The sequence below is a fragment of the Roseobacter sp. EG26 genome (assembly GCF_049830555.1).
GTDB lineage: Bacteria > Pseudomonadota > Alphaproteobacteria > Rhodobacterales > Rhodobacteraceae > Roseobacter.
Map to the genome: position 1 here is coordinate 1 of NZ_JBNBLH010000004.1, position 19,526 is coordinate 19,526.

General features: G+C 51.0%; 14 protein-coding genes and 9 pseudogenes. 8 read left to right on the plus strand and 15 right to left on the minus strand.

The features are described 5' to 3' along the window. The 6 genes and pseudogenes from ACOTTU_RS10040 to ACOTTU_RS10065 all read right to left on the minus strand — a co-directional run. Positions 1 to 125: pseudogene (locus ACOTTU_RS10040) on the minus strand (IS3 family transposase); the annotation flags it as partial. 298 nt (positions 126 to 423) lie between these two features. After that, positions 424 to 988 (minus strand): annotated as a pseudogene (locus tag ACOTTU_RS10045) (IS3 family transposase); the annotation flags it as partial. Then, positions 949 to 1,149, minus strand: a complete 201-nt coding sequence (locus tag ACOTTU_RS10050) for a transposase (RefSeq protein ID WP_425657772.1) — start codon at positions 1,147 to 1,149, stop codon at positions 949 to 951. The pseudogene ACOTTU_RS10045 and the gene ACOTTU_RS10050, both read right to left, overlap by 40 nt. Before the next feature lie 141 nt (positions 1,150 to 1,290). Continuing rightward, positions 1,291 to 3,711 (minus strand): methyl-accepting chemotaxis protein, encoded by a 2,421-nt coding sequence (locus tag ACOTTU_RS10055; RefSeq protein WP_425657774.1) that lies wholly within the window; start codon positions 3,709 to 3,711, stop codon positions 1,291 to 1,293. A gap of 105 nt (positions 3,712 to 3,816) precedes the next feature. Next, positions 3,817 to 4,692 (minus strand): annotated as a pseudogene (locus ACOTTU_RS10060) (IS3 family transposase); the annotation flags it as partial. 28 nt (positions 4,693 to 4,720) lie between these two features. Further along, positions 4,721 to 4,915 (minus strand): annotated as a pseudogene (locus tag ACOTTU_RS10065) (ATP-binding protein); the annotation flags it as partial. A 311-nt stretch (positions 4,916 to 5,226) separates the two neighbouring features. Here ACOTTU_RS10065 and ACOTTU_RS10070 point away from each other — a divergent pair. After that, positions 5,227 to 5,433: a hypothetical protein gene (locus ACOTTU_RS10070; protein WP_425657776.1), complete on the plus strand. Its 207-nt coding sequence runs from the start codon at positions 5,227 to 5,229 to the stop codon at positions 5,431 to 5,433. Between the two features lie 403 nt (positions 5,434 to 5,836). On the opposite strand, the pseudogene ACOTTU_RS10075 reads toward ACOTTU_RS10070, so the two are convergent. Beyond that, positions 5,837 to 6,602 (minus strand): annotated as a pseudogene (locus tag ACOTTU_RS10075) (IS3 family transposase); the annotation flags it as partial. A gap of 64 nt (positions 6,603 to 6,666) precedes the next feature. On the opposite strand from ACOTTU_RS10075, the pseudogene ACOTTU_RS10080 reads away from it, so the two are divergent. From ACOTTU_RS10080 to ACOTTU_RS10090, 3 genes and pseudogenes are all read left to right on the plus strand, one after another. After that, positions 6,667 to 6,786, plus strand: a pseudogene (locus tag ACOTTU_RS10080) (IS3 family transposase); the annotation flags it as partial. 142 nt (positions 6,787 to 6,928) lie between these two features. Next, positions 6,929 to 7,642 carry a cobalamin B12-binding domain-containing protein gene (locus ACOTTU_RS10085; RefSeq protein WP_425657778.1) on the plus strand — a complete coding sequence of 238 codons (714 nt, stop codon included), beginning with the start codon at positions 6,929 to 6,931 and terminating at the stop codon, positions 7,640 to 7,642. Positions 7,643 to 7,753: 111 nt separating this feature from the next. Continuing rightward, positions 7,754 to 7,885, plus strand: coding sequence for a transposase (locus tag ACOTTU_RS10090; RefSeq protein ID WP_425658339.1), 132 nt, complete (start codon positions 7,754 to 7,756; stop codon positions 7,883 to 7,885). 425 nt (positions 7,886 to 8,310) lie between these two features. Here the strand turns inward: ACOTTU_RS10090 and ACOTTU_RS10095 are convergent, their stop codons facing one another. From ACOTTU_RS10095 to ACOTTU_RS10115, 5 genes and pseudogenes are all read right to left on the minus strand, one after another. Next, positions 8,311 to 8,508: a hypothetical protein gene (locus ACOTTU_RS10095; protein WP_425657780.1), complete on the minus strand. Its 198-nt coding sequence runs from the start codon at positions 8,506 to 8,508 to the stop codon at positions 8,311 to 8,313. 74 nt (positions 8,509 to 8,582) lie between these two features. After that, positions 8,583 to 8,762: a hypothetical protein gene (locus ACOTTU_RS10100; protein WP_425657782.1), complete on the minus strand. Its 180-nt coding sequence runs from the start codon at positions 8,760 to 8,762 to the stop codon at positions 8,583 to 8,585. Between the two features lie 868 nt (positions 8,763 to 9,630). Continuing rightward, positions 9,631 to 11,142: pseudogene (tnpC, locus tag ACOTTU_RS10105) on the minus strand (IS66 family transposase). A 237-nt stretch (positions 11,143 to 11,379) separates the two neighbouring features. Further along, entirely contained in the window at positions 11,380 to 12,693 is a 1,314-nt protein-coding gene (locus ACOTTU_RS10110) for an HlyD family type I secretion periplasmic adaptor subunit (protein ID WP_425657784.1), read from the minus strand. Next, a complete protein-coding gene (locus ACOTTU_RS10115) occupies positions 12,690 to 14,423 on the minus strand; it encodes a type I secretion system permease/ATPase (protein WP_425657785.1) in 1,734 nt (577 codons plus the stop codon). The genes ACOTTU_RS10110 and ACOTTU_RS10115 overlap by 4 nt, the downstream gene beginning before the upstream one ends. A 216-nt stretch (positions 14,424 to 14,639) precedes the next feature. Between ACOTTU_RS10115 and ACOTTU_RS10120 the strand changes: the two are divergent. Continuing rightward, positions 14,640 to 15,083, plus strand: a pseudogene (locus ACOTTU_RS10120) (hypothetical protein); the annotation flags it as partial. 224 nt (positions 15,084 to 15,307) lie between these two features. Next, positions 15,308 to 15,652 carry a hypothetical protein gene (locus ACOTTU_RS10125; RefSeq protein ID WP_425657787.1) on the plus strand — a complete coding sequence of 115 codons (345 nt, stop codon included), beginning with the start codon at positions 15,308 to 15,310 and terminating at the stop codon, positions 15,650 to 15,652. Positions 15,653 to 15,768: 116 nt separating this feature from the next. Here the strand turns inward: ACOTTU_RS10125 and ACOTTU_RS10130 are convergent, their stop codons facing one another. After that, positions 15,769 to 15,960: an integrase core domain-containing protein gene (locus tag ACOTTU_RS10130; RefSeq protein WP_425658341.1), complete on the minus strand. Its 192-nt coding sequence runs from the start codon at positions 15,958 to 15,960 to the stop codon at positions 15,769 to 15,771. Positions 15,961 to 16,011: 51 nt separating this feature from the next. Between ACOTTU_RS10130 and ACOTTU_RS10135 the strand changes: the two are divergent. Next, positions 16,012 to 16,501: pseudogene (locus tag ACOTTU_RS10135) on the plus strand (transposase); the annotation flags it as partial. 318 nt (positions 16,502 to 16,819) lie between these two features. On the opposite strand, the gene ACOTTU_RS10140 reads toward ACOTTU_RS10135, so the two are convergent. Both ACOTTU_RS10140 and ACOTTU_RS10145 read right to left on the minus strand, forming a co-directional pair. Continuing rightward, positions 16,820 to 17,836, minus strand: a complete 1,017-nt coding sequence (locus tag ACOTTU_RS10140; RefSeq protein ID WP_425657788.1) for a site-specific integrase — start codon at positions 17,834 to 17,836, stop codon at positions 16,820 to 16,822. Between the two features lie 52 nt (positions 17,837 to 17,888). Further along, positions 17,889 to 18,314 (minus strand): helix-turn-helix domain-containing protein, encoded by a 426-nt coding sequence (locus ACOTTU_RS10145; protein WP_425657790.1) that lies wholly within the window; start codon positions 18,312 to 18,314, stop codon positions 17,889 to 17,891. 223 nt (positions 18,315 to 18,537) lie between these two features. Between ACOTTU_RS10145 and ACOTTU_RS10150 the strand changes: the two genes are divergently transcribed. Next, positions 18,538 to 19,437, plus strand: a complete 900-nt coding sequence (locus ACOTTU_RS10150; RefSeq protein WP_425657792.1) for a hypothetical protein — start codon at positions 18,538 to 18,540, stop codon at positions 19,435 to 19,437. Positions 19,438 to 19,526: the final 89 nt, after the last annotated feature.

Sequence of the window (19,526 nt, forward strand, 5' to 3'; positions counted from 1 at the left end):
AGAGTTCGGACAACGCGCTCTGACGGCAGTGAGAAGTCGACCTCAATGGCCAATCCCTCCCGATTGAAGTCATCCAGCACGTTCAACGTTCGGAACGACCGGCCATCCGCCAACTGATCGGCCATGACCCCGGCCCCTTGATCGGGCCGTTCAGGTGTAGAATCCATTCTCGTTTCTTTCTGTTGATAGGGTTGCGGTCAAGACCTGCCGGGCGGCGCGGTTGAGATTGGCGAAGACGGTCGGAGCCAGCCCGCCAAGCGATGTACGTGGTCGTTCCGTGTTGTAGTCGATCCTCCGTGTTTCAATGATCTTTTTTAGCTTCTGCAAAAGCATCAGACGCGAAGTCCAATGACCAACGCTGATTGGCCCGATCTGGCACGAGAATGGGCCTGCGCGTGCCCAAAGCCCGCTTGCGGGATCCCCTGCGCCTGTCGTTGGTTTGCCAGCCAGCCTCTCTCAACAAAGCAGCAACCCGACGATAGCCATATCGACCGAATTAGCGGGCTAGTTCGATCATGTCCGCGACCAAGCGCTCTTCGTCAGCACGCCCTCTTGGCAATCGACGTTGCGTGGAACGGTGCTGGCCCAGAACGCGGCAAACCCGCCGCTCAGAAACCTTGAACTGACGACGCACTTGATTGATGCAGGCCCGCCTAAGTGAGGGGCTCAAAAGTTTCCCGATGCGGCTTCCTTCAAGATTAGCTTGTCCAATGTCAGATCAGAAACTGCCCGTCGAAGTCGCTCGTTCTCTTTCTGCAGCCGCTTCAGTTCCTTGAGTTGTTCTGTGCCCATTCCGCCGTACTAGTTTGGCGGGAAAACCGTCCACTGGACGCTTTTCCTATCCGCCTGCACTCCAGCGATAATAAGTTTGTTCAGTCACGCCTATCTGCCTGATCGCATCAATTCGGGGCATGCCTTGCCCCAACAAAACTTCAACCTGCCGTAACTTCACGACAATCTCTTCTGGCTTGGGTCTCTTAATGGCCATCTCTCGTCCTCCACTTTCCTAAATATAGGGGCAGACCACTTCAAAGGGGGAGGCTCAGCGTCACTAATGCCATACTTGTGACACAGCTCTTGGGCTTTCACACCAGCCTCATACTCTTTGATCATCCCAATGATCTGTTCGTCACTAAAGCTGCGTTTCATAGTCCTTCCTATCTTGGGACGGATTACTAACAACTCAGTGGCCTGATTTCAGGAGGCTGGGTCACCGGGAGGATAAGACCTAGATCGATTACATAGCAGATTCATGGAGCAATTGGCTTGGCACGGCTTTCAGTTTCTGGATCAGAATTCTTCCCAACTGTCATCTATCATTGGTTGACAGCCGGCGACTGCTGCAACCTTTTGCGGTTTCGTAGCCCTCTCAGCCAACCGGCTTTCCGATGAAATAGCGTTGATCTTTTCTCCAGTGGCAGTCGAAAGACTAACACCGTGAAACTGTTCCAGAGCTTTCGCCAGCGTCGTGGCTTCAGTACTCATAGTGACACTGGCGGCCATCATCTCTTCCAAAGTTGCAGCATTCGTTTGTGCGGTTTTATCGATAGATCCGATTGCTGCATTGATCTCTTCAATCCCTACGGACTGTTGCTCGACCGCCAACGCAATTTCGGAAATTTGTTCCGACGCCACTTCTACTTCTGAAATGATGCCCTCGATAGCCTTGCGTGATAAGGCGACCTGTTCGACGCCCACTTCGACGCTGTGATTATTCTGATCAATCACCTCGCTAATTTCCTGCACAGCTTCCTGAGAACGCTGAGCCAAAGCCCGAACTTCGGATGCCACAACCGAGAATCCGCGGCCAGCTTCTCCCGCGCGCGCGGCTTCAACACCTGCATTCAAAGCCAGTAGGTTGATTTGGAACGCAATGTCTTCAATGACTTTAACCACGCGATTGATTTGTTCCGAGGCTTCAGTCATCGCATTGATCGACGCTTCAGTTTCATCAGAAACTTTGCGGGTTCTATCAGCGCTTTCTCGCACTTTAAGGGTCGCCTCATTAGCCGATTTCGCATTGACGACAACCTGGCGAACACTGGCGGCGATCTGCTCAACCGCCGCTGAAGTTTCCTCAACCGCGGCGGCGTTCTCCTCGCCTCGTTTCGCCATCGTATCAGACGATGTCTCCAAATGAGACGATGTTGACGACACACTCTGGCCGCTTTCCATTATTCCTGCCATCATAGCCGAAAGCGCCGACAGAGCTGTATTGAAGTCATCCTTCATCCTGAGGAATGCGCCCTTGCGGCCCCCATCGATCCGAATGCCGAGGTTACCTTGTGACAACTCACCGATGCTTCTGACGATGTCATCAATGTTGGTTTCGGTTTGCTCCAGCAACTGGTTGATCACCTCCGCCAGCCCGACAAGCGCCTGATCATCAAGATCCTTTGACATGCGGTTGGAGAAGTTGCCTGCGGCGGCCTCGCCCAGCACACGCTCCATGTCGTTCTGGAAATTCTGTAGTGTCTGCATCCGCGCACGTTCCGCTTCGCGCTCCCGCTCTTCCGCTGCGCGTTTCTCTTTCTCTAGCTCGGCTTCACGCGTGCGCTCGGCTTCCTCGCGCGCGCGCTCGGCCTTTTCTTTCTCTTTGACTTCCATGTTCAAATCGCGCGCTTTGCGGGCGTTCTCCAGGAACACGGCCATGGCATTGGTCATCATGCCAATCTCATGTTTGTCCTCACTCTTCTCAATCTCGACATCAAGGTTACCACTGGCCAGCTCCGTCATGCCTTTGGTAATTTCAAAGAGGCGCGTGGAGATACTTCGTGAGCTGAAAATGGCGAGTACCCCCCCAACAACCACACCGACGACAACCATTGCAATCACGATAAAAAACGACTGTTTCGCAATTTTCAAACCCGTATCACCGAGTTCCTTTTGGTGCAGCGATATCGCTTCTACCGCATTGTGAATCAACAACAGAGCCGCGGGGCCAAGTTCGTCCATCTTGCTGTATTGTTCGTTTCGAGCAAGTATGACTTTGGTCACTTCCTCAAGAGCTTTGTCAAAATGCTCAATGTCGGCGAGCGTGGCTTCGGCCAACTCTCGTCGGCGCGCGTTTTGCAACTCATCGAGCAACCTAGACATGTCGTCGCGGGCAATTTCAATCTTCTCGTGCGACCGCGCTGTATCCGCAGGATCATTTGTCACCAAAAAATGCTCTAGATGCAACCTACCCAACAGTAGATCTCGCATAGCCAGGCCAGCGACCGAACTTGCCTGAGGATCATGGTCGAGTAGCGCGGATTCCATAATTTCAGATAACTGCTCTCGGGCCTTAAAACCAGTGGCGGCGATATTCTCGACCAATGCGGCACTTTCATTCTGAAGCGTCACTGCCCGCAACATCGAAGCTTCGTATTCGGCTAGCAACGGGGGGATATCTTCAAGACCCTCCTGTTCAGGAAAGCCATCCAGCAACTCGAACATCTCTTTTTCAATCGCCGTAATTTTGGCCAGGTTGTCCGACACCACGGCCACATGCTCTTCATTCTGGTCAAATCGATAATGGAGCGCAGCCGTTCGAGCAAAATCGAGGTCTTCCATCATTTTGCCCGCCATGATGCCGCCGCTGGCCACCGCGCGATATTCAGTGAATGTTTTGGCCAGCCCCCTTGTCTCAAATGATGCGAAGCCACCGACCAAAATGATGAGCGCGACCAACGATCCCATGCTCAAAAAAATTAATCTAGAAATTGACATTTGGCAGCTCCTGTATCGAGATTCAGTCGTTTGGCGGCTTCGATACCCTCAATTTCTTAACCATTGGTGGACTTGTCGCGCTTTGGTTCCGCTCCAAGTGCTCGTTTAAGCCACCTTTCGGTCGAAAGCGACCGGGCTTTTCCAGCCGAGTGGTGAGTGTCGGCGTCGCGGATTGTAGAACCCGTTGATGTATTCGAAGATCGCCAATTCAACCTGCCGCCGCGTTTCCCATGACTGCCGCCAGATCAGCTCAGCCTTGATGGTTTTGAAGAAGGTCTCGACTGCTGCATTATCATAGCAATCGCCTTTGCCAGACATCGACACCTTAAACCTATGTTGGCGCGGGGTTTTCTGATAATCGTGAGAGCAATATTGCGACCCGCGATCTGTGTGTTGGATGCAGCCTTTAGGCGGAGATCTGGGCGCGATAGCCATGTTCAGTGCCCTGATCGCAAGATCGCGTTTCATTCGATTGCTAACTGCCCAACCGATAACGCGCTGGGAGTGCAGATCCAGGATCACGGCCAGATACAACCAGCCTTCGCGCGTCCATACATAGCTGATATCGCCTGCCCATTTCTGGTTGGGTTGTTCAGCCGCGAAGTCCCGATCCAGCAAGTTCGGCGCGATGTTGAACTCGTGGTCGCTATCCGTCGTGACCTTGTGTTTGTGGGTCTGTACGACCGATATACCGTTTTGACGCATCAACCGGCCTACACGACGGTGCCCGACATCCAAGCCGATCTCCTTCAGCTCTTCCGTCATCCGTGGCCGACCATAGCTTCCCAAGCTGAGACGTGACTGTTCTTTGATATGTGCCAGCGTGACCAAATCAGACCGCTGTCTGCGGCTGGCAGGTCGGCTGCGGTACGCCCGCAATCCCCGCGGACTGACAGCCATGACCCGACACATCAGTTCAATGGAAAATGCAGATCGGTGTTCTTCGATAAACTTAAACTTCAAGGCTTTTGGCTCGCAAAGTGTCAATCGGCATCCAAACGTGACCCCTTAACTTGGCGATGGTCATTTGATATTTGACCGAGCGGGCCTGCTTCTCCGTGATCTCAGCATGGAGTAGGTCACCGATGATCTGTTGCGGCTCATGTTGGCGTTTGACGGCTGTCGTGATAATCTCGTCGTATGCTGTTCGCATCCCGTAGAGTTTGAGCTGGCCCATTGCATCCAGGACTTGCGTGCGTTCCATTCTGTGATCTCCTTAAGCTGTCATACCGGTCGCAGTTCGCTTCAGGCTCGCAAGCGAGCTTCAGCGCGTCCGGGGTCGTGATTGTCAGGGGTGGCGGCGGTTCACGGCGGCGATGGGCTTCGGAAAAACAGCCCAAGCGGTCAGAAGTGTAAATTACGAGTTTCTCACTGAAGAGACGTCACAGCTATCAGAGTCTCGGATCGCGCTAAGCACTTTTGACGCTTCAGGGACCTAGTGCAATTTTAGTAATATGTTAACTCTCGGGGTGCACTGATTTCCTTGATAAGAATTAGAGTTGTCTGGGGAGACAGATGAAGGAACATCATTGGTTGGTATCGGTAGTTCGTGAACTGAACGCGTATGCTGAAGATAAAAAAATCTCTGGAATGACCGACGGGCTTCGACATATTCTCCACGAATATGCATTGGAGGCTGGGTTGAGTGAAGCCGAAAAGGCGGCTTTGCTTGAGCGGTTACCTGGGCAAGAAAGAGAGCATGTAGACCTGAGACCTGCCTGAAGAGTCGCTAAGTTCTCTGAGTTCAACCGTCAATAGTGTCCATCGTCAGGGATTTGGGCTTAAGAGGGGCCTGATCCAAGAGAGTATCTGGCTCTTCTGGTTTGATCGATTATACGGCAGATTTGCGATCAAGCGAGCGACGGGTTCCGATGGTCTTGCGTTTGATCTTTTCTCGTCGTTTCAGACTGGTTTGGCATCGTCCAAAGAAGACATCTGCAAGTGTGATGTTTTGCGGGCGCTCATGATAGCGACGATGATCGCAGTGCTCGAATAAAGGCGTCGATCTGGTGCCTGAAGTCGCCCGGTAACCGCAACAATAAACTCCATTGGGACATAACGAGATGGCAAAAGTGCAATGACAGCGTGATGGGAAATCGGCAGAGCTTAGGATCGAGAAAGCCCGGATGCGATCCAGTTCACGGGCGACGCGTGCCCCACCGATGGAGGTGTCCACGACGGCGGCCATGCATTCCCGGCTGAAGTCGTCAATGACGTTCAACGCCCGGAACCGACGCCCGTCTTCCAGCGCGTCCGACACGAAGTCGAGTTACCATCTCTGGTTAAGTCCCTGCGGGATTGCTATGGATGTTCTGGTGCCCACTGCGCGCTTGCGCCCGCCCCGTTTACGAACGGTTAACCCTTATTTGCGGTAGAGCCGACACAACTTCTTCCAATTGACCTCCCATCCCTCTCGCTTCAGCAGCATATCCAGCCGCCGATACCCGAACCGACGGCGCTCTGAGGCCAGTTCCTTCATCCTCGCCCGCAGTTTGGTATCCGCCGGACGCTTCGACCTGCGCCGATACACACGCGGATTGATTCCGGCGAGCGCACAGGCGCGTCTCTGATTGTAACCCTTGGTCTTCATTGCCCAATCCACGGCATTCCTCCTCGAATTGGGCTCAGAAGTTTTTTCCGAGCATCTCTTTCAGCGTTGCAACATCCATCATCTGCTCGGCCAACATTTTCTTCAGCTTGGCGTTCTCGCTTTCCAGCGTCTTCAGCCGACGGGCGTCAGACACCTCCATGCCGCCCTACTTGGATAGCCACTTATGGAAGGTCGCATCGCTGACTCCATGCTTGCGGCACAGTTCTTTCGCGCCGAGACCAGCCTGGTGCTCCTTCAGAATGCCAATGATCTGTTCTTCACTGAAACGGCTTCTCGTCATCGTCTGTCTCCTTAGTTGGAGAACAGGCTAGCAAAAATTCGAGGACTTTTCAGGGGAGCAGGTCAACTACAACAATATCAGGCCGCACTCATCATTGGGAAATCAAACACCCACACAAGTGCTCGGCGCGCTTGCTCAAAACGAAACCGAGGAATACAAAATCCAGACCCGCAGACTCTCGTTAAGGATGAGGGAGCCTCGGCGGGCAGGTCAAGCAAAGTGTTCATTTCCGACCCGTCCGTATTGATTTTTAAAGGCAAATGTTTTTTATGGGTAATAGTGATGTTGCCATTGGCTAAGCTGTCTGATGATATTGTTGAGGTTCTTTGCAAGAGTTTGAATACTCAAATGGGTCACAATCGACCCTTTTCACCAAACGTGAATTCGACGAGCTATGTGATCAATTGCTTTGTGGAACTCCGCATTTTGGTGAAATAACGCTGCTTCAGTTGATGTCTGATGGGATGAGCAAACGAGACTTATACCTTCGTGTTTTGCTGCAAGCCGCGCGGCAATTCGGATTTCTTTGGGATGAGAACGAGGTGTCATATTTATCTGTTCAGCTCGCAATGCTCAGAATTGAAGGGTTTTTGGAAGGAGTTCAGTCGCCCGAACCTTCTAAAATTACGCAGAATACCAAGCAGGCCATCTTGGCAAGTATCCCGGGTGACAGTCATACGATTGGTGCGAAATTTGCGGCGGACACCCTGCGTTCAATGGGGTGGGATATCGATCTAAAAACAAAGTCGAATTACTCGAAGTTGATGGTTGAAATTGACAATTCGACGGCATCTATTCTTGCCTTGTCGATAGGTTCAATCAGTTCGACGAATACGTTGCAAAGGATAGTGAAGACAGTTCAGCTTATCAGGCCGGAAACTAAAATCCTCATCAGTGGGCCATTGGTCGAGTTCGACCGGAAACTGTTCGACAATCTCAAAATCGATGGGTTGTTTAGCAGGTTTGAAGATGCTGAAGATGCATTGAACAATCTTGGCAAGACAGATCCCGGTTCGAACCATCGGGTCCGCTTGACCTAGCCCCATAAAACTGTGGCACCACATTGGTCTTGAGAGGGGGAGGCCGTGGAATGGCACGGAAACGGCATTCAGACGAAGATTTGGTAACTGCTGCTTGAGATCGAAGCGAAGCTGACTGGTGGTAGCGATGTTGGCTTTGCCTGTCGCAGTGTCGGACTAATTGACGCAACTTATTACTGTTGGCGGAGGCGGTTCGGCGGCATGGGACGATCACAGTTATCTGAGATAATGAGCCGTGAGTGAGCCGCCTCATTTGAGTGGTCCATTTTGATTTTTGGTCTATGACTGGCCCCTGGTCCATCAGGACGAAGGTTTCCGGGCCTGGCAGTCCTGTCTCCTGCAAGGCGAAGTCGGCAAGCTTGCGCTTCACCTCGTCAGGCACACGGTTCCAGACGTGCTTTGGCCTCGGTGATTGATCCTTCAGGCCAGCTTCGCCACGCTGCAGATACCGGTAACATAGCGGAGGACTACTTCACTAGGGGAGGATCCGCCCCAAGAAGATGAAAGGAGCAACTGTCAGGTCGTCTGGAGGTCCGCCTGTTCCTATCTGCTGGATCCATGAAATTACCGCACTAATCAAAAAAGCACCCATCTTTTTCAACCGGGCGCTTACTCGTAGCACGAGCGAAGGTACGAGAACATATCGAAAATGCAGGTGATCTGAGAGCTCAGGTGATTGCATATACTTGATTCGGGCCCGTTAAGTGCCTCATCAAAGCTTCTTTTTCGGAGGCACTCAATTCAGCCTCTTTAGCGTATTCATAAATGACAAGTTGAAGGCCTTCGACCAACCCAACAATATTCTGATCTTCCGCATAGGCATTTAGATCCGCGATAACCGACAACAACCAATTATGTTCCTGCATGTGCCTCCCCAGACAACTTTAAATTGATCTGTGAAAAAATTCTGCAGCCTAATTGTTAACAAAAGTATAATAATCTAGCGTAAAATCGCTCGATCCAAAAACTTACATTTGGGGGTGTCTTCTTCGTCTTCAAACGCTGCGCTGGACAAATATTGAGTTATCACGAATCTTAGCGCCTCGGCAGTTTTTTCAAAGCCTTTTGCCCTGGCATCCTCAGCGGCTATGTGAATTCTGCCTAGCAAATCTTGATCCATACCGGCTCCCTCCCAAAAATAAGTTTCACAGTTCACTAATCGAGAACTTTGATTAACAGATTGTAAACAGTGTACTTCACAAGCAAATTATCGCTCACATAATTAAGAAACACCCAATACATAGGTTGAACTTATTTAGCTAAGACAAATTCGAGCCGACAACCTATGCTCTGCTGTCAGTTCTACGCCAAGCCGCCATCTTTTTGCAGGCAGCTTCGATGCTTATGAGCCGATGTATGTTCAGACTTTCGACCCTTAGCTTTGAGTTGAAAGCTTCGGTGACGGCATTACTGTTGGCTTTCCTTTGCGCTCCAGCCTACACAGATCTTCGGATCGACAAACCGACAGTGCGACTTTGCGGCGGCCTTCATCTCTGCTCTGATTTCTGAGTTATTCGCAGGGCGGTTACACCGAACTGTTTTTGGGTCAACACTAACAATCCTGCACGTCCTGCACCGCGAGATGTCAAGTTCCCGCAGCGCCCTGAGCGTCGCGCGAACGGCGTTGAGTTAAGTTGATTATTTTAACCACTCAACACTACAACTTCTGACTTCATTCATCTACTGTTTCAACATCAGGAAACAGTAAAGAACGGGCTGTGAGTTCAAGCTCAATGATGTAAGCGAGATGGTCCAATTCCATGTCAGCATTCACCAATCCATTTATCCTCGCAAACCTGCGAAGATCATTGATTACGTATTTGACAGTCTTTTTATTGATCGGATTGGTTTCAACTTGCACAATCATCTCGAGTCCATTGATAATTTCATATTAGTCTGCAAAAGACCCGTTAATGCAGAGTTAAGAATCTATCTTATGCATGAAAATGATTGAAAATTTGTCGACAGTTACGTAAGCGGTGCGCCGATCACACTGGCTGGGCGTAGTTCAAGGGTAGTAGTTCATCGATCTGGGATTGTTTATTGCCATTGATGATGGCGGTGAGCGTGCTCGACAGCCAGACATGGGGATCGATGGCGTTGAGCTTGCAGGTTTCGATCAGCGAGGCGATGACGGCCCAGTTTTGCGCTCCGGCATCGTGGCCTGCGAAGAGGGCGTTTTTGCGGTTGAGTGCAATCGGGCGGACTGTCCGTTCCACAGCATTGGAATCCATCTCAATTCGCCCACTATCGAGGAACCGACAGAGCCTGTCCCAGTATTTTGCAATGTATTTGAGGGCTTCGCCGAGTGGGGATGTGGCGGAGACGCGGGCGCGATTGGTGGTGAGCCAGATTTCAAATTCATCGATGATCGGTTTTGATCGTTCCTGCCGGGCGGTCCGGCGTATCTCGGGGCTCTGGCCGCGCAACTCTTTTTCGATCCGGTAGAGGGCAGCGATCTGTCTGGGCCCCTCGTCGGCAATCGGCGTGGTTCCGGCCTGGGACACCTCGTGCAGTTTGCGCCGGGCATGTGCCCAGCAATAGGCTAGTTTGATATCCTGCGCGGGCCGTTTGAGCAACCGGTTGTCGCCAGCATAACCATCGACTTGCAGGGTGCCACTGAAGCCTTTCAGAATCTGATCTGCATATTGCCTGGACCGTCCCGGTGCATAGGTGAAGGCCACGCCTAGTGGATCGTCTCCGCCCCATGGTCGGTCATCACGGGCCAAAGCCCAAAAGTATCCCGTCTTGGTCTTTTTTCATCCCGGGTCCTGAACCGGTGCGGTGGTTTCATCCATGAAGAGCTTGGAAGATCGCTTCAAGTTGGCCAGCAGCGCGTCATAGACCGGGGTCGGTTCAAACGCTGCCCGGCCGACCCAGGCAGCGAGTGTCAAACGGTCCAGATCGATGCCCTGGCGCTTTAAATTTGCGCCTGACGGTAGAGCGGCAGTTGGTCGGCGTATTTGCTGACAATCACATGCGCCACCGTCGCCTCGGTTGGCATGCCGCCGGGGATCAGATGCGCCGGGCCGGGGCCTGAACAATCCCGCCCTCGCTGGACTGGCAGGCATATTTGAGCCGATGGGTGACACTCACCCGGAACTGCGCCGGAATGATATCCAACCGTTCACTGATGTCTTCACCAATGACATGGCGCTCGCAGCCATAGTCACAGATCGTTCGCTCTGGCGCGATCACCTCCTCTATGCGCGGCAGGTGTTTCGGCAGCGATCCCCGGTTGACCTTGCGGGGCTTCGAGGTCTGTGTCGGCGTGACCAACGGATTGGCTTCGCCGTTGGCCTCGACCTGCACAATCCCAGCCTCGATATCTTCCAGCGCCAGCTCGAATTGATCCTGTCGGCCTTCTCGGATTTGCGCCCGAAGAAAGCCTGCATGAGCGCCGCGACCAGTGTTTCCAAACGCGCATTCTGCTCGCTCTGGGTCGCAATCATGGCCCTGAGCGCATCAATGTCATCAGGAAGATCAGCCGTCGCAATCATGACGCCGATCTACCAAAACCAGCATCCGGATGCCCGCGCAAATGCTCTGAAACCTGATTTTTCTGCCACTCTTGGTTAGAGTTTTTTGCAATACTTCCATTTGGCTGAAAAAGGCGCGAAGACGATGAAACACCCAAGCTCGTGGACGCCATTTGCTGAGATCTGCAGCAAGGCAGGGATCTGTAAAGCGACGTATTTCAGCTGGAAGGAATGTACATTGGTTTGATGCGAAATTTGCTAACTTTCGCGAAATGCTCGATTAAAATACACTAGAAGCGGTTTGACGAGATAACTCATAGGCGAACGCTCTCCAGTCTTGATGAATGCTTCGACTGGCATACCAGGCAATAGCTTCTGATCACCCAGTTTTTTCATCTCACCTTCTGATATGGCCATCTCTGCCTGATAGAACGATCTTCCAGTTGCTTCATCGACAAATACATCGGCTGAGAGTTTGACAATGTCACCAAATATTTCTGGTATTAGTCGTTGGTCAAATGCCGAAAAACGAAATGAAGCTGCTTGACCAACCCGCACTTGATCGACATCGACCGGATCTACTCGCGCTGTGACCACCAAGGGCTGATCTTGGGGAACAATGTACATTACTGGATCAGCGGGCAAAACCACAGATTGTAGCGCAAAAACACGGGAGTCATAAATAACGCCACTGACCGGGGCGCGTAGTTCGGTACGAGATAGCGTATCAAGCGCGCTAAGACGACGTTGTACCAGCTCTACCTCTTGAAACTGCTGGTCACGGAGAGTTGTAATAGCTTCTTCACGAAGGCGAGTCTTTAGAGACAGCTGCTTAATATTCAGCGAAGCAATTTGGCCGCGGAGCTGCGCCAACGCGGCTGTTAAGCTGCCAATTTCGCCTATGAGGCGAACCTGTTCTCGTTGGAGAGCCGATACACGGTTCGCTGGGGTCAAACCCTTTTTAAAAAGGCTTTGTGCATCAGATAGTTCTGTCTCAATCAGCAATTTTTGTGCTGTCAATGATTCAAGTTGAGCATTTGTGCCAACAATTTGGTTTTTTACTTGCGAAATCTGTTCCGAAATCAACTCTGAGCTTTGACGAAGGGTATCCGTCCGGACTTCAAATAGACGACGTTGACCATCAAGCAGCTCTTTTACTTCCGCCTTGTTACTGACGGCAGAGAGCACCGAATCCGGTTGAGAAAGAGTCTCCAATCCATCGCGTTCAGCTTTCAGGCGTGTTTTACGCGCCAAAAGCTCGAATAGCTGCCCCTCAATAATCGCCAACTCCGACTGCAAATGTGTATCTTCAAAGCGAAGAACAACATCGCCCGCTGATACAATATCTCCTTCCTGGACTAGCAATTCACCCACAACTCCACCTATTGGATGTTGTAAAACTTGGCGATTCGATTCAACTTGGATCATACCCGGTGCCACGATTGCTCCAGCTATTCTCGCTGATAGGCTCCAAACTCCAATGACAGCCACCAATACGAACAATGCAACATATCCTATGAGTAATGGAATTGTCGCTTTCCACTTCCGGTTGAAATTTGGGGGCGAATTCATAGTCGCGATGCTCTAGCAATGCTGCGCTGTATTCGGTGCACGTTCTTCACAACGGATTTAATGACTTCGTCGCGAGGACCATCTGCTTTGATGCGCCCTTCTTCGACTACGATCAAACGATCACATTCAGATATTGCCGCCGGCCTATGTGTTAGGATAATAACGGATCGATTAGAGGCCTTGAATTCCTTAATCGCGATGTTGAGGGCAACGGAGCCTTCGTTGTCCAATGCTGAATTCGGCTCATCAAGAACAAGCAATATGGGATCGCCAAAAAACGCTCGAGCTAAAGCAATACGTTGTTTTTGTCCTCCAGACAGTCGATCGTCATCAGTGTGCACAACTGTCTCATACCCTTCCGGCAATGACAGGATCATTTCATGCGCATTTGCCCTCTTTGCCGCCTCTACTACTTTTAGATCATTAGGTACTGTCATCATTCGGCTAATGTTCTCCGCGACTGTTCCAGAAAAAAGGTCGACGCGTTGTGGTAGATATCCAATGTACGTCCCCAATTCAGCCAGGCCATATTGATCAAGAGTAGCTCCCCCAAATCGAACTTCTCCAGAAATTACTCGAGTTAATCCCAATATCGTTTTAGCCAACGTGGACTTTCCAGAACCACTTTTCCCAATAACACCGAGCACTTCACCGGCTGCCACCGAGAAGCTAATCGAGTTTAGTACGGACGATTTTGCACCAGGCATTACGACATTCACGCCTTTGAAAACGACGTTCGCAATTGGCTTCGGGAGCGCATGCTTAGCCGGACTGGGAGGGGTAGACTCCAGCAGTTGCTCCAATGATGCCCATGCACCCAGGGCGCGCTGAGCGTTAGGCCATTGTCCAATTGACTGTTCAATTGGCGCCAGTGCTCGACCTAACAAAATGGAACCGGCAATCATTGCTCCACCTGTCATTTCACCATTTAGCACAAGATACGCGCCGAGGGCCAACATTGTAGATTGGAGAAATAATCGAAATGTCTTTGTCAGCGACGAAAAAAAGCCAATCCAGTCATTTGATCCAATTGTGTGTTCAAGGGCAGAATCGCGCATAAGATGCCAACGAGCTAACACTGCAGCACCCATTCCTTGAGCCCGAATAATTTCCGCAGAGTGCCGTATCTGTTCTGCAAAACCATCAGCCTGACGAGCTGCCGATTGAGCCTCAAGCGTTTTCCGCTTCGTAAGGAAATTGTTCAAAATCGTGATGACAACTAGAGTGGATGCACCAAAAATCGCCATCCAACCGAGCCAAGAGTGAAGTACAAAGATTGCAGCAATGAACATTATGGTCCAAGGCAGGTCGAAAAGCGCAAGTATTAGAGGTGAAGTAAAGAATGATTGAATTAACTCAAGATCGCGGAGCCCACTTGATTGAGATTTTCGCACTTCGGCCGTCAGCGCTTTTGAGAGGACAGCTTCAAACACTCGGCTATCTAAATGTGATTGAAAACGGGCACCAAATCGAGCTAGAACTCGACCTCGCGCGAAGTCCAACGTTCCCATCAACCCATAAAGAAGCGCGACGAGGACAAAAAGAGCGACCAATGTTTCTTCCGAACGCGATCCAAGAACTCGATCGTATACTTGCAACATAAACAAGGGACCAGTCAGCATCAGAATATTGACAAAAATGCTAAAGACTAAAACAGATGCCAATAGCCATACTCCGGCTGTCCTAGCCGCTTTCAATTCAGAATTGCCTGCCAATTTGTTTTTTGCCACAATCCAGCACCGTTTTCAGAAACGCCTTCCTTAACTGTGATCTTAAACTTTTAAGTAAATGTTAAATTACAACTGGTTTTCGAAATTTCCTGTGATCTGACCCCCTCAAAGCCGGCGAATTGAGGTTGGCCCGCAACTCATGACACTTCCTACTAATCAAGAGTTGGAGCCTCGAGCAAAACCGGTGCTGAGCCTCCCCAACTGAGTTGGTCTACCGCTATGTTTAGGATTGGCGTGACTGAACAGACGTTCTACCGCTGTAAGAAGAAGCACGGTGGAACAAGCACAGATAGGCCGAAAGAAATGAAGCGCCTACAAAGAGAGAATGAACGATTGCGCAAGGCCATTTCTGATTTGACACTTGACAAGCTTGTCCTAGCGGAGGCGCAAAGGATGAAGGCCGTTAAGGAAACCATCCAGTGGATGGTTTACCGGCCTGAACGCGAAGCTCTTCTAAGCCCTTCACGTCGCCGTACTTGCATTGATCGTGTTCGTGTTGAGCTGAATATCTCGGAACGCCGCGCTTGCCGCTTTCGGACACAACACCGATCCACGCAGCGTTAGGTACCTGTCGGTCGTCCCTATGAAGACCGTTTGATCTTCGACATGATGGAACTGACCCGACAATATGATCGTTACGGCTATCGTCGGATCGCATCTAGATGCGGCATCCTCTGCCCCGTCAGAACCTCAACCTGACGTAACTTAGTAACAATCTCCTCGGGCTTGGATCGCTTGTTTGCCAGGTGTATCCTCCGTTTTCCTAAGCATTGCGGAGGACCGCTTTTCTGGGGGAGGATCAAACGGATTTCCTTTGTTGATTTGAACCCGAGGCATGTTTAGCATCCAAATCTCAATCATAGTTTGGAAAATTGAAGGAATATATGGCCGATTCGACAACTGATCAAGTTCTTCCAATTAGCATCCGCATCTCAAGAGAATTGAGACGACGAATTGGCGTCTCAGCTAAAGAATATGGTCGATCATTGCCAGCTGAAATCATTCAATCACTTGAGCGATCTTACCCTAATTCTATCGGATTGATTGCGTTTGTCAGAGTCTACGAAAAAAATATTCTGAATAGTGGCTTCGATGTGAAAGATGTTAGAGAACACAGTGAAGAGTTGTTTATCCGACCCAATGTTGGCGCAGGAAGCACATTTGACGTGCGCGGGTTCGTAAGAACCATTGATGGTAAGATATTTATGCGTGTCAAGTGTTTGCCCTAAAAGTCGAAGTCTAAGCGAATTCCGATAACTGCTGATGACCAACTCTAAGTCAAATACACGAATTGCTTGGCCTGCTTTCATTCTAGGGTACATGTATACGTGATTCCTCCCCAATTTCATGCGCTACTTTTGAGCAATGTTTCTGGCACGTGCGGACGCGGTCTTAGGGCCTGATGTTGCCGGACGCGGTTGTGCTGTCTGAGCCAGGTACTGAGGACGATCTGGGCCTGTTTGGTTGTATGTATCCATTCAGCATTTAGGAATTTTCGACGCATTATACCAGTCCTAGACCCATAAAACTGTGCCACTGCATTGATCTTGGGAGGGAGGCGTGGAATGGCACGGAAACGACATTTAACCGCAAAGACGGCGCATGGACCCGTTTTGAGTTTGAATATGACGAGGCCAACGATCAATACATCTGCCCCGAAGGCTTCGCATTGAAGCAGTTCTGCCGGAACTACTCAGACCCCAATCGCGGCAAAAACATCCGTGGCACACGAAAGTACCGCGCACTCAAATCCGATTGTCAGAGGTGCCCATCGAAAGAGAAGTGCTGTCCCAACGCGATCTGCAGATCGATCAGCCGGGAAGAGCACGAGGACGCCCGGGACTTCGCACGCTCCAGCCGAAAGACGAAAGACGAAAGCCTACAAGGTCAGCCGTGACAAAAGGAAGAAAGTTGAGATGCTCTTCGCGCATCTGAAGCGTATCCTGAACCTGACCAGGTTGCGATTGCGCGGACCAAACGGTGCCAAGGATGAGTTCCTTCTCGCAGCAATCGCACAGAACCTCAGAAAGCTCACCAAGCTAAGTCCCAAAATCGTCCAAACGGAGGCCACCGCATGATCTGAACGGCCAAATCAGCTACTTTAGGCGTCAACTGGGTCCGCTCCCAGGGCAAGCAACTCGCGCAAAGAATCCACCCATATTGTTGAAAACCTCGAAAATCTGACAGCTATTTTTTTGTGCCGGCGTCCATTGCGACGGCGAAATTGAAATCGAGTGCTCAGTGGAGTCTCCAAGAGCCACGGACATGGCCAACGCTAATCTTGGGCCGAACGCCCTAGACGAATATTCGGAGAGGCCTTCTATGGGCAAGTTTTTTACTCATTTTCGCGAAAACCGGAGCTTTTCAACAATATCCGCCCTCCTTGCCGCGAAGAACTACTTTTTCAGCCGGATCAATTCCGCTTGGCGTTCTATAGACACAGGATAATACGCACTTACTGTCGTGATCACGCTTGTATGGCCGATATTCTGCGAAAATGCCTTGAACGCTTCGCGTGTCGGGTAAGCCGTGTCTGCCCACTTGACTAATGTTTTTCGAAAGGCGTGCGGCGTGAATGACGGCAAATCGGCGCGCAGGAACGCTTCTTTGATGGCAGCCCGGATCGCGTTGGCGGTCTTGTAGATTTCACGCTCCAACCCGACCACTTGAAATACCCCATCGACCGGCTTGACCTTAGCAGGCGGGAACAGCGGATCATCGGGTCCAAACAAAGAAACTTCCTTTAGATGCTTCACCCATGCTTTGAAACAAGCCAGGTACTCGGGATCGACCGGTAGGAAATAGGTGACAATTGTCTTGGACGCTTTTGTCTTCACTTCGCGCGCGTCTTGATACACGCAGCCGTCAAACAAGTTGATATGCTTGAGCCGCAGTGACGCCACCGCCCCATCACGTGCTCCCGTCAGCATCAGGAATGCAAACGATGCTTTGTTTCGGCACTCGATCTCTGTGGCCTCTGGCATGTAGGAAAACGCGTGGCGCGCCATTTCCATGGAAGGATAAGGCGTGTCACGGATTGCGCTGGCCACCCGCGCGCCCTTGGCATCCATGTTGAAGTAATCTGCATCGGAATGGCGGATGCGACTCTTATATCCACTTTGATCAGCCAGCCAAAGGATGAAGCCTTTGTTCGCCGCCAATATACTCCGGATCGTGGACTTGGACAGCGGCCTGCCTGTCATCTTGCTTACCTCATCATTCAAGCGCTCTTGAAACTTTGCCGCTTGGTCGATGCGGAAACGCTTGAAACTGGCGTAACCAATACTCGCCTCAAACCGCAGAATGCCTTCGGCGGATTTCAAAACCGTGCTGGCGTCTTTGCGTTTGGCGGTCTTGAGGTATTGCAGATAGCGTCGCTTGATCCGCTCGTTTTCTTCATTGATTTTGCGCATGGGTTGGCGCTCCTTTGCAAGTGTAAGTTTAAGTGAAGGGGTGCGGTGTCTATTAGGTCTCGCTCTGCCCGCCTTCTTTGACAAGAAAGGTTTGGGCGAATGCATCGGCTTTGCTCTTGGAAATGATGCGACTCGCATAGGCGTCGCAATGGCTGCAAGTTCCAAGCAAGCGGGTCGTTTTTGGTGAATTTGAGCAGACCTCAACCGCCATCGCAACAGGTCTGCGACCTTTTCTACACGATGGGCAGTACAATTCATCAGAGGCGAGAGGCGATTTTTGGTCGCGATATTTGGCCCGCAGATATTCACGCAACGCCAAGCCAGAAATTAACAACGGTTTCTTGGAGGACATTACAGGCAAGCCATCCTTCACCCAATTGCGGATTGTTGCGGAAGATTTTCCGAGCGCTTTAGCAGCCTCCGAAACGTCGTAGGTCAGTACCGACTTTACCGCCATCGGGTTGGCACGCTTACTCACTTGCGTCGTCGTCAAACAGTGCGCGCACGTCTTCCACCTTCCAGACCGTTGTGCGCGGGCCAAGTTTTTGAGATGGCGGAAACCGCCCGTTCTTGACACCTTGCCACCACGTCGATTTCGACACTGGAATATTGGTCGGCCTCCTCGAACGAGGACACGCACTCGGGAAAGATGGTAGCTTATTGGCCTCTCGCGAACTGGCTACATGAAGGCGGCTCACTCAATGAATGCAGACGTGATCCGGGCGCAAATGAACGTTCCTTGCTTTGTCTACAACGTCAAACGTGCTGATCGCCTCGCAGACGGAACTGGACGCAACGCTTTGGTCAGCAGACTTCTATCATGCCTCCGCTCTGGGTTCTCATACTATAGAATTTTCGATGTTCGGGACTGCTTTGGCAGCGTCAATCCCAAAGCAATAACAAAACTACCGCTTCCAAGGAGAATATATGAAAACACATTAAAGCTAAACAATCTTAGTTTCCGTCATGACCTGGTACGTGAAAGGAAACATATCGCTGATCCTTCCGTTTGGAGGGATATCAATGATGCAGGAGGAGACAGCGGGCCAGAAGGTCTATTGGCAGGATCCCCTTGTTCGAATGTCGCGCTAGCGTTTCTGTTGCAGGATCTTCCTCAGCCCAGTCCGGAGGACGGCTGCATTCTCCTATATGGAGACGATCTGATAATACTGTCACGCACCCCAGCGATTGCCGAAAGGGTAGACGAGGCCGTGACACAATTCTTTGAGCAACCCAATCTGGGCCCGCTTCACCTGCACCGAAAAGCTACCGGACTGTTCGGCTCATTCGAGTACCTAGGTTATGAGTTTACATTCTCGGAAATCAGAGGAGATTGGTTCGTTGGTCTATCTGCACGCAATTGGGACAAACTTTGCAGATTGCGTGACAATGCTAAGTCCAGCGATTGGAAAATGGGGCAAGTTTCATCTGAGTTCGTAGTGGGTCAGAAAATTAGACAGTCGCTGGCAGGTCACGAAATGCTGACGGATGCCGAAGCGATCTTTGACGCGATATGGACAGGTGGACTTGATATCGTGGAACTCTCGCGCTGGGCTAACAATCGAAACACCGCCGCACTAGCCACCCAACAATTTTTGTGATTGCAACTGGTTGCAGAGGCATTTGCGAAAGAACGTTGTGCGGGCAAGTCACACTGGTTTGATTTGCCTGCACGAGATCAAGTCGGTGA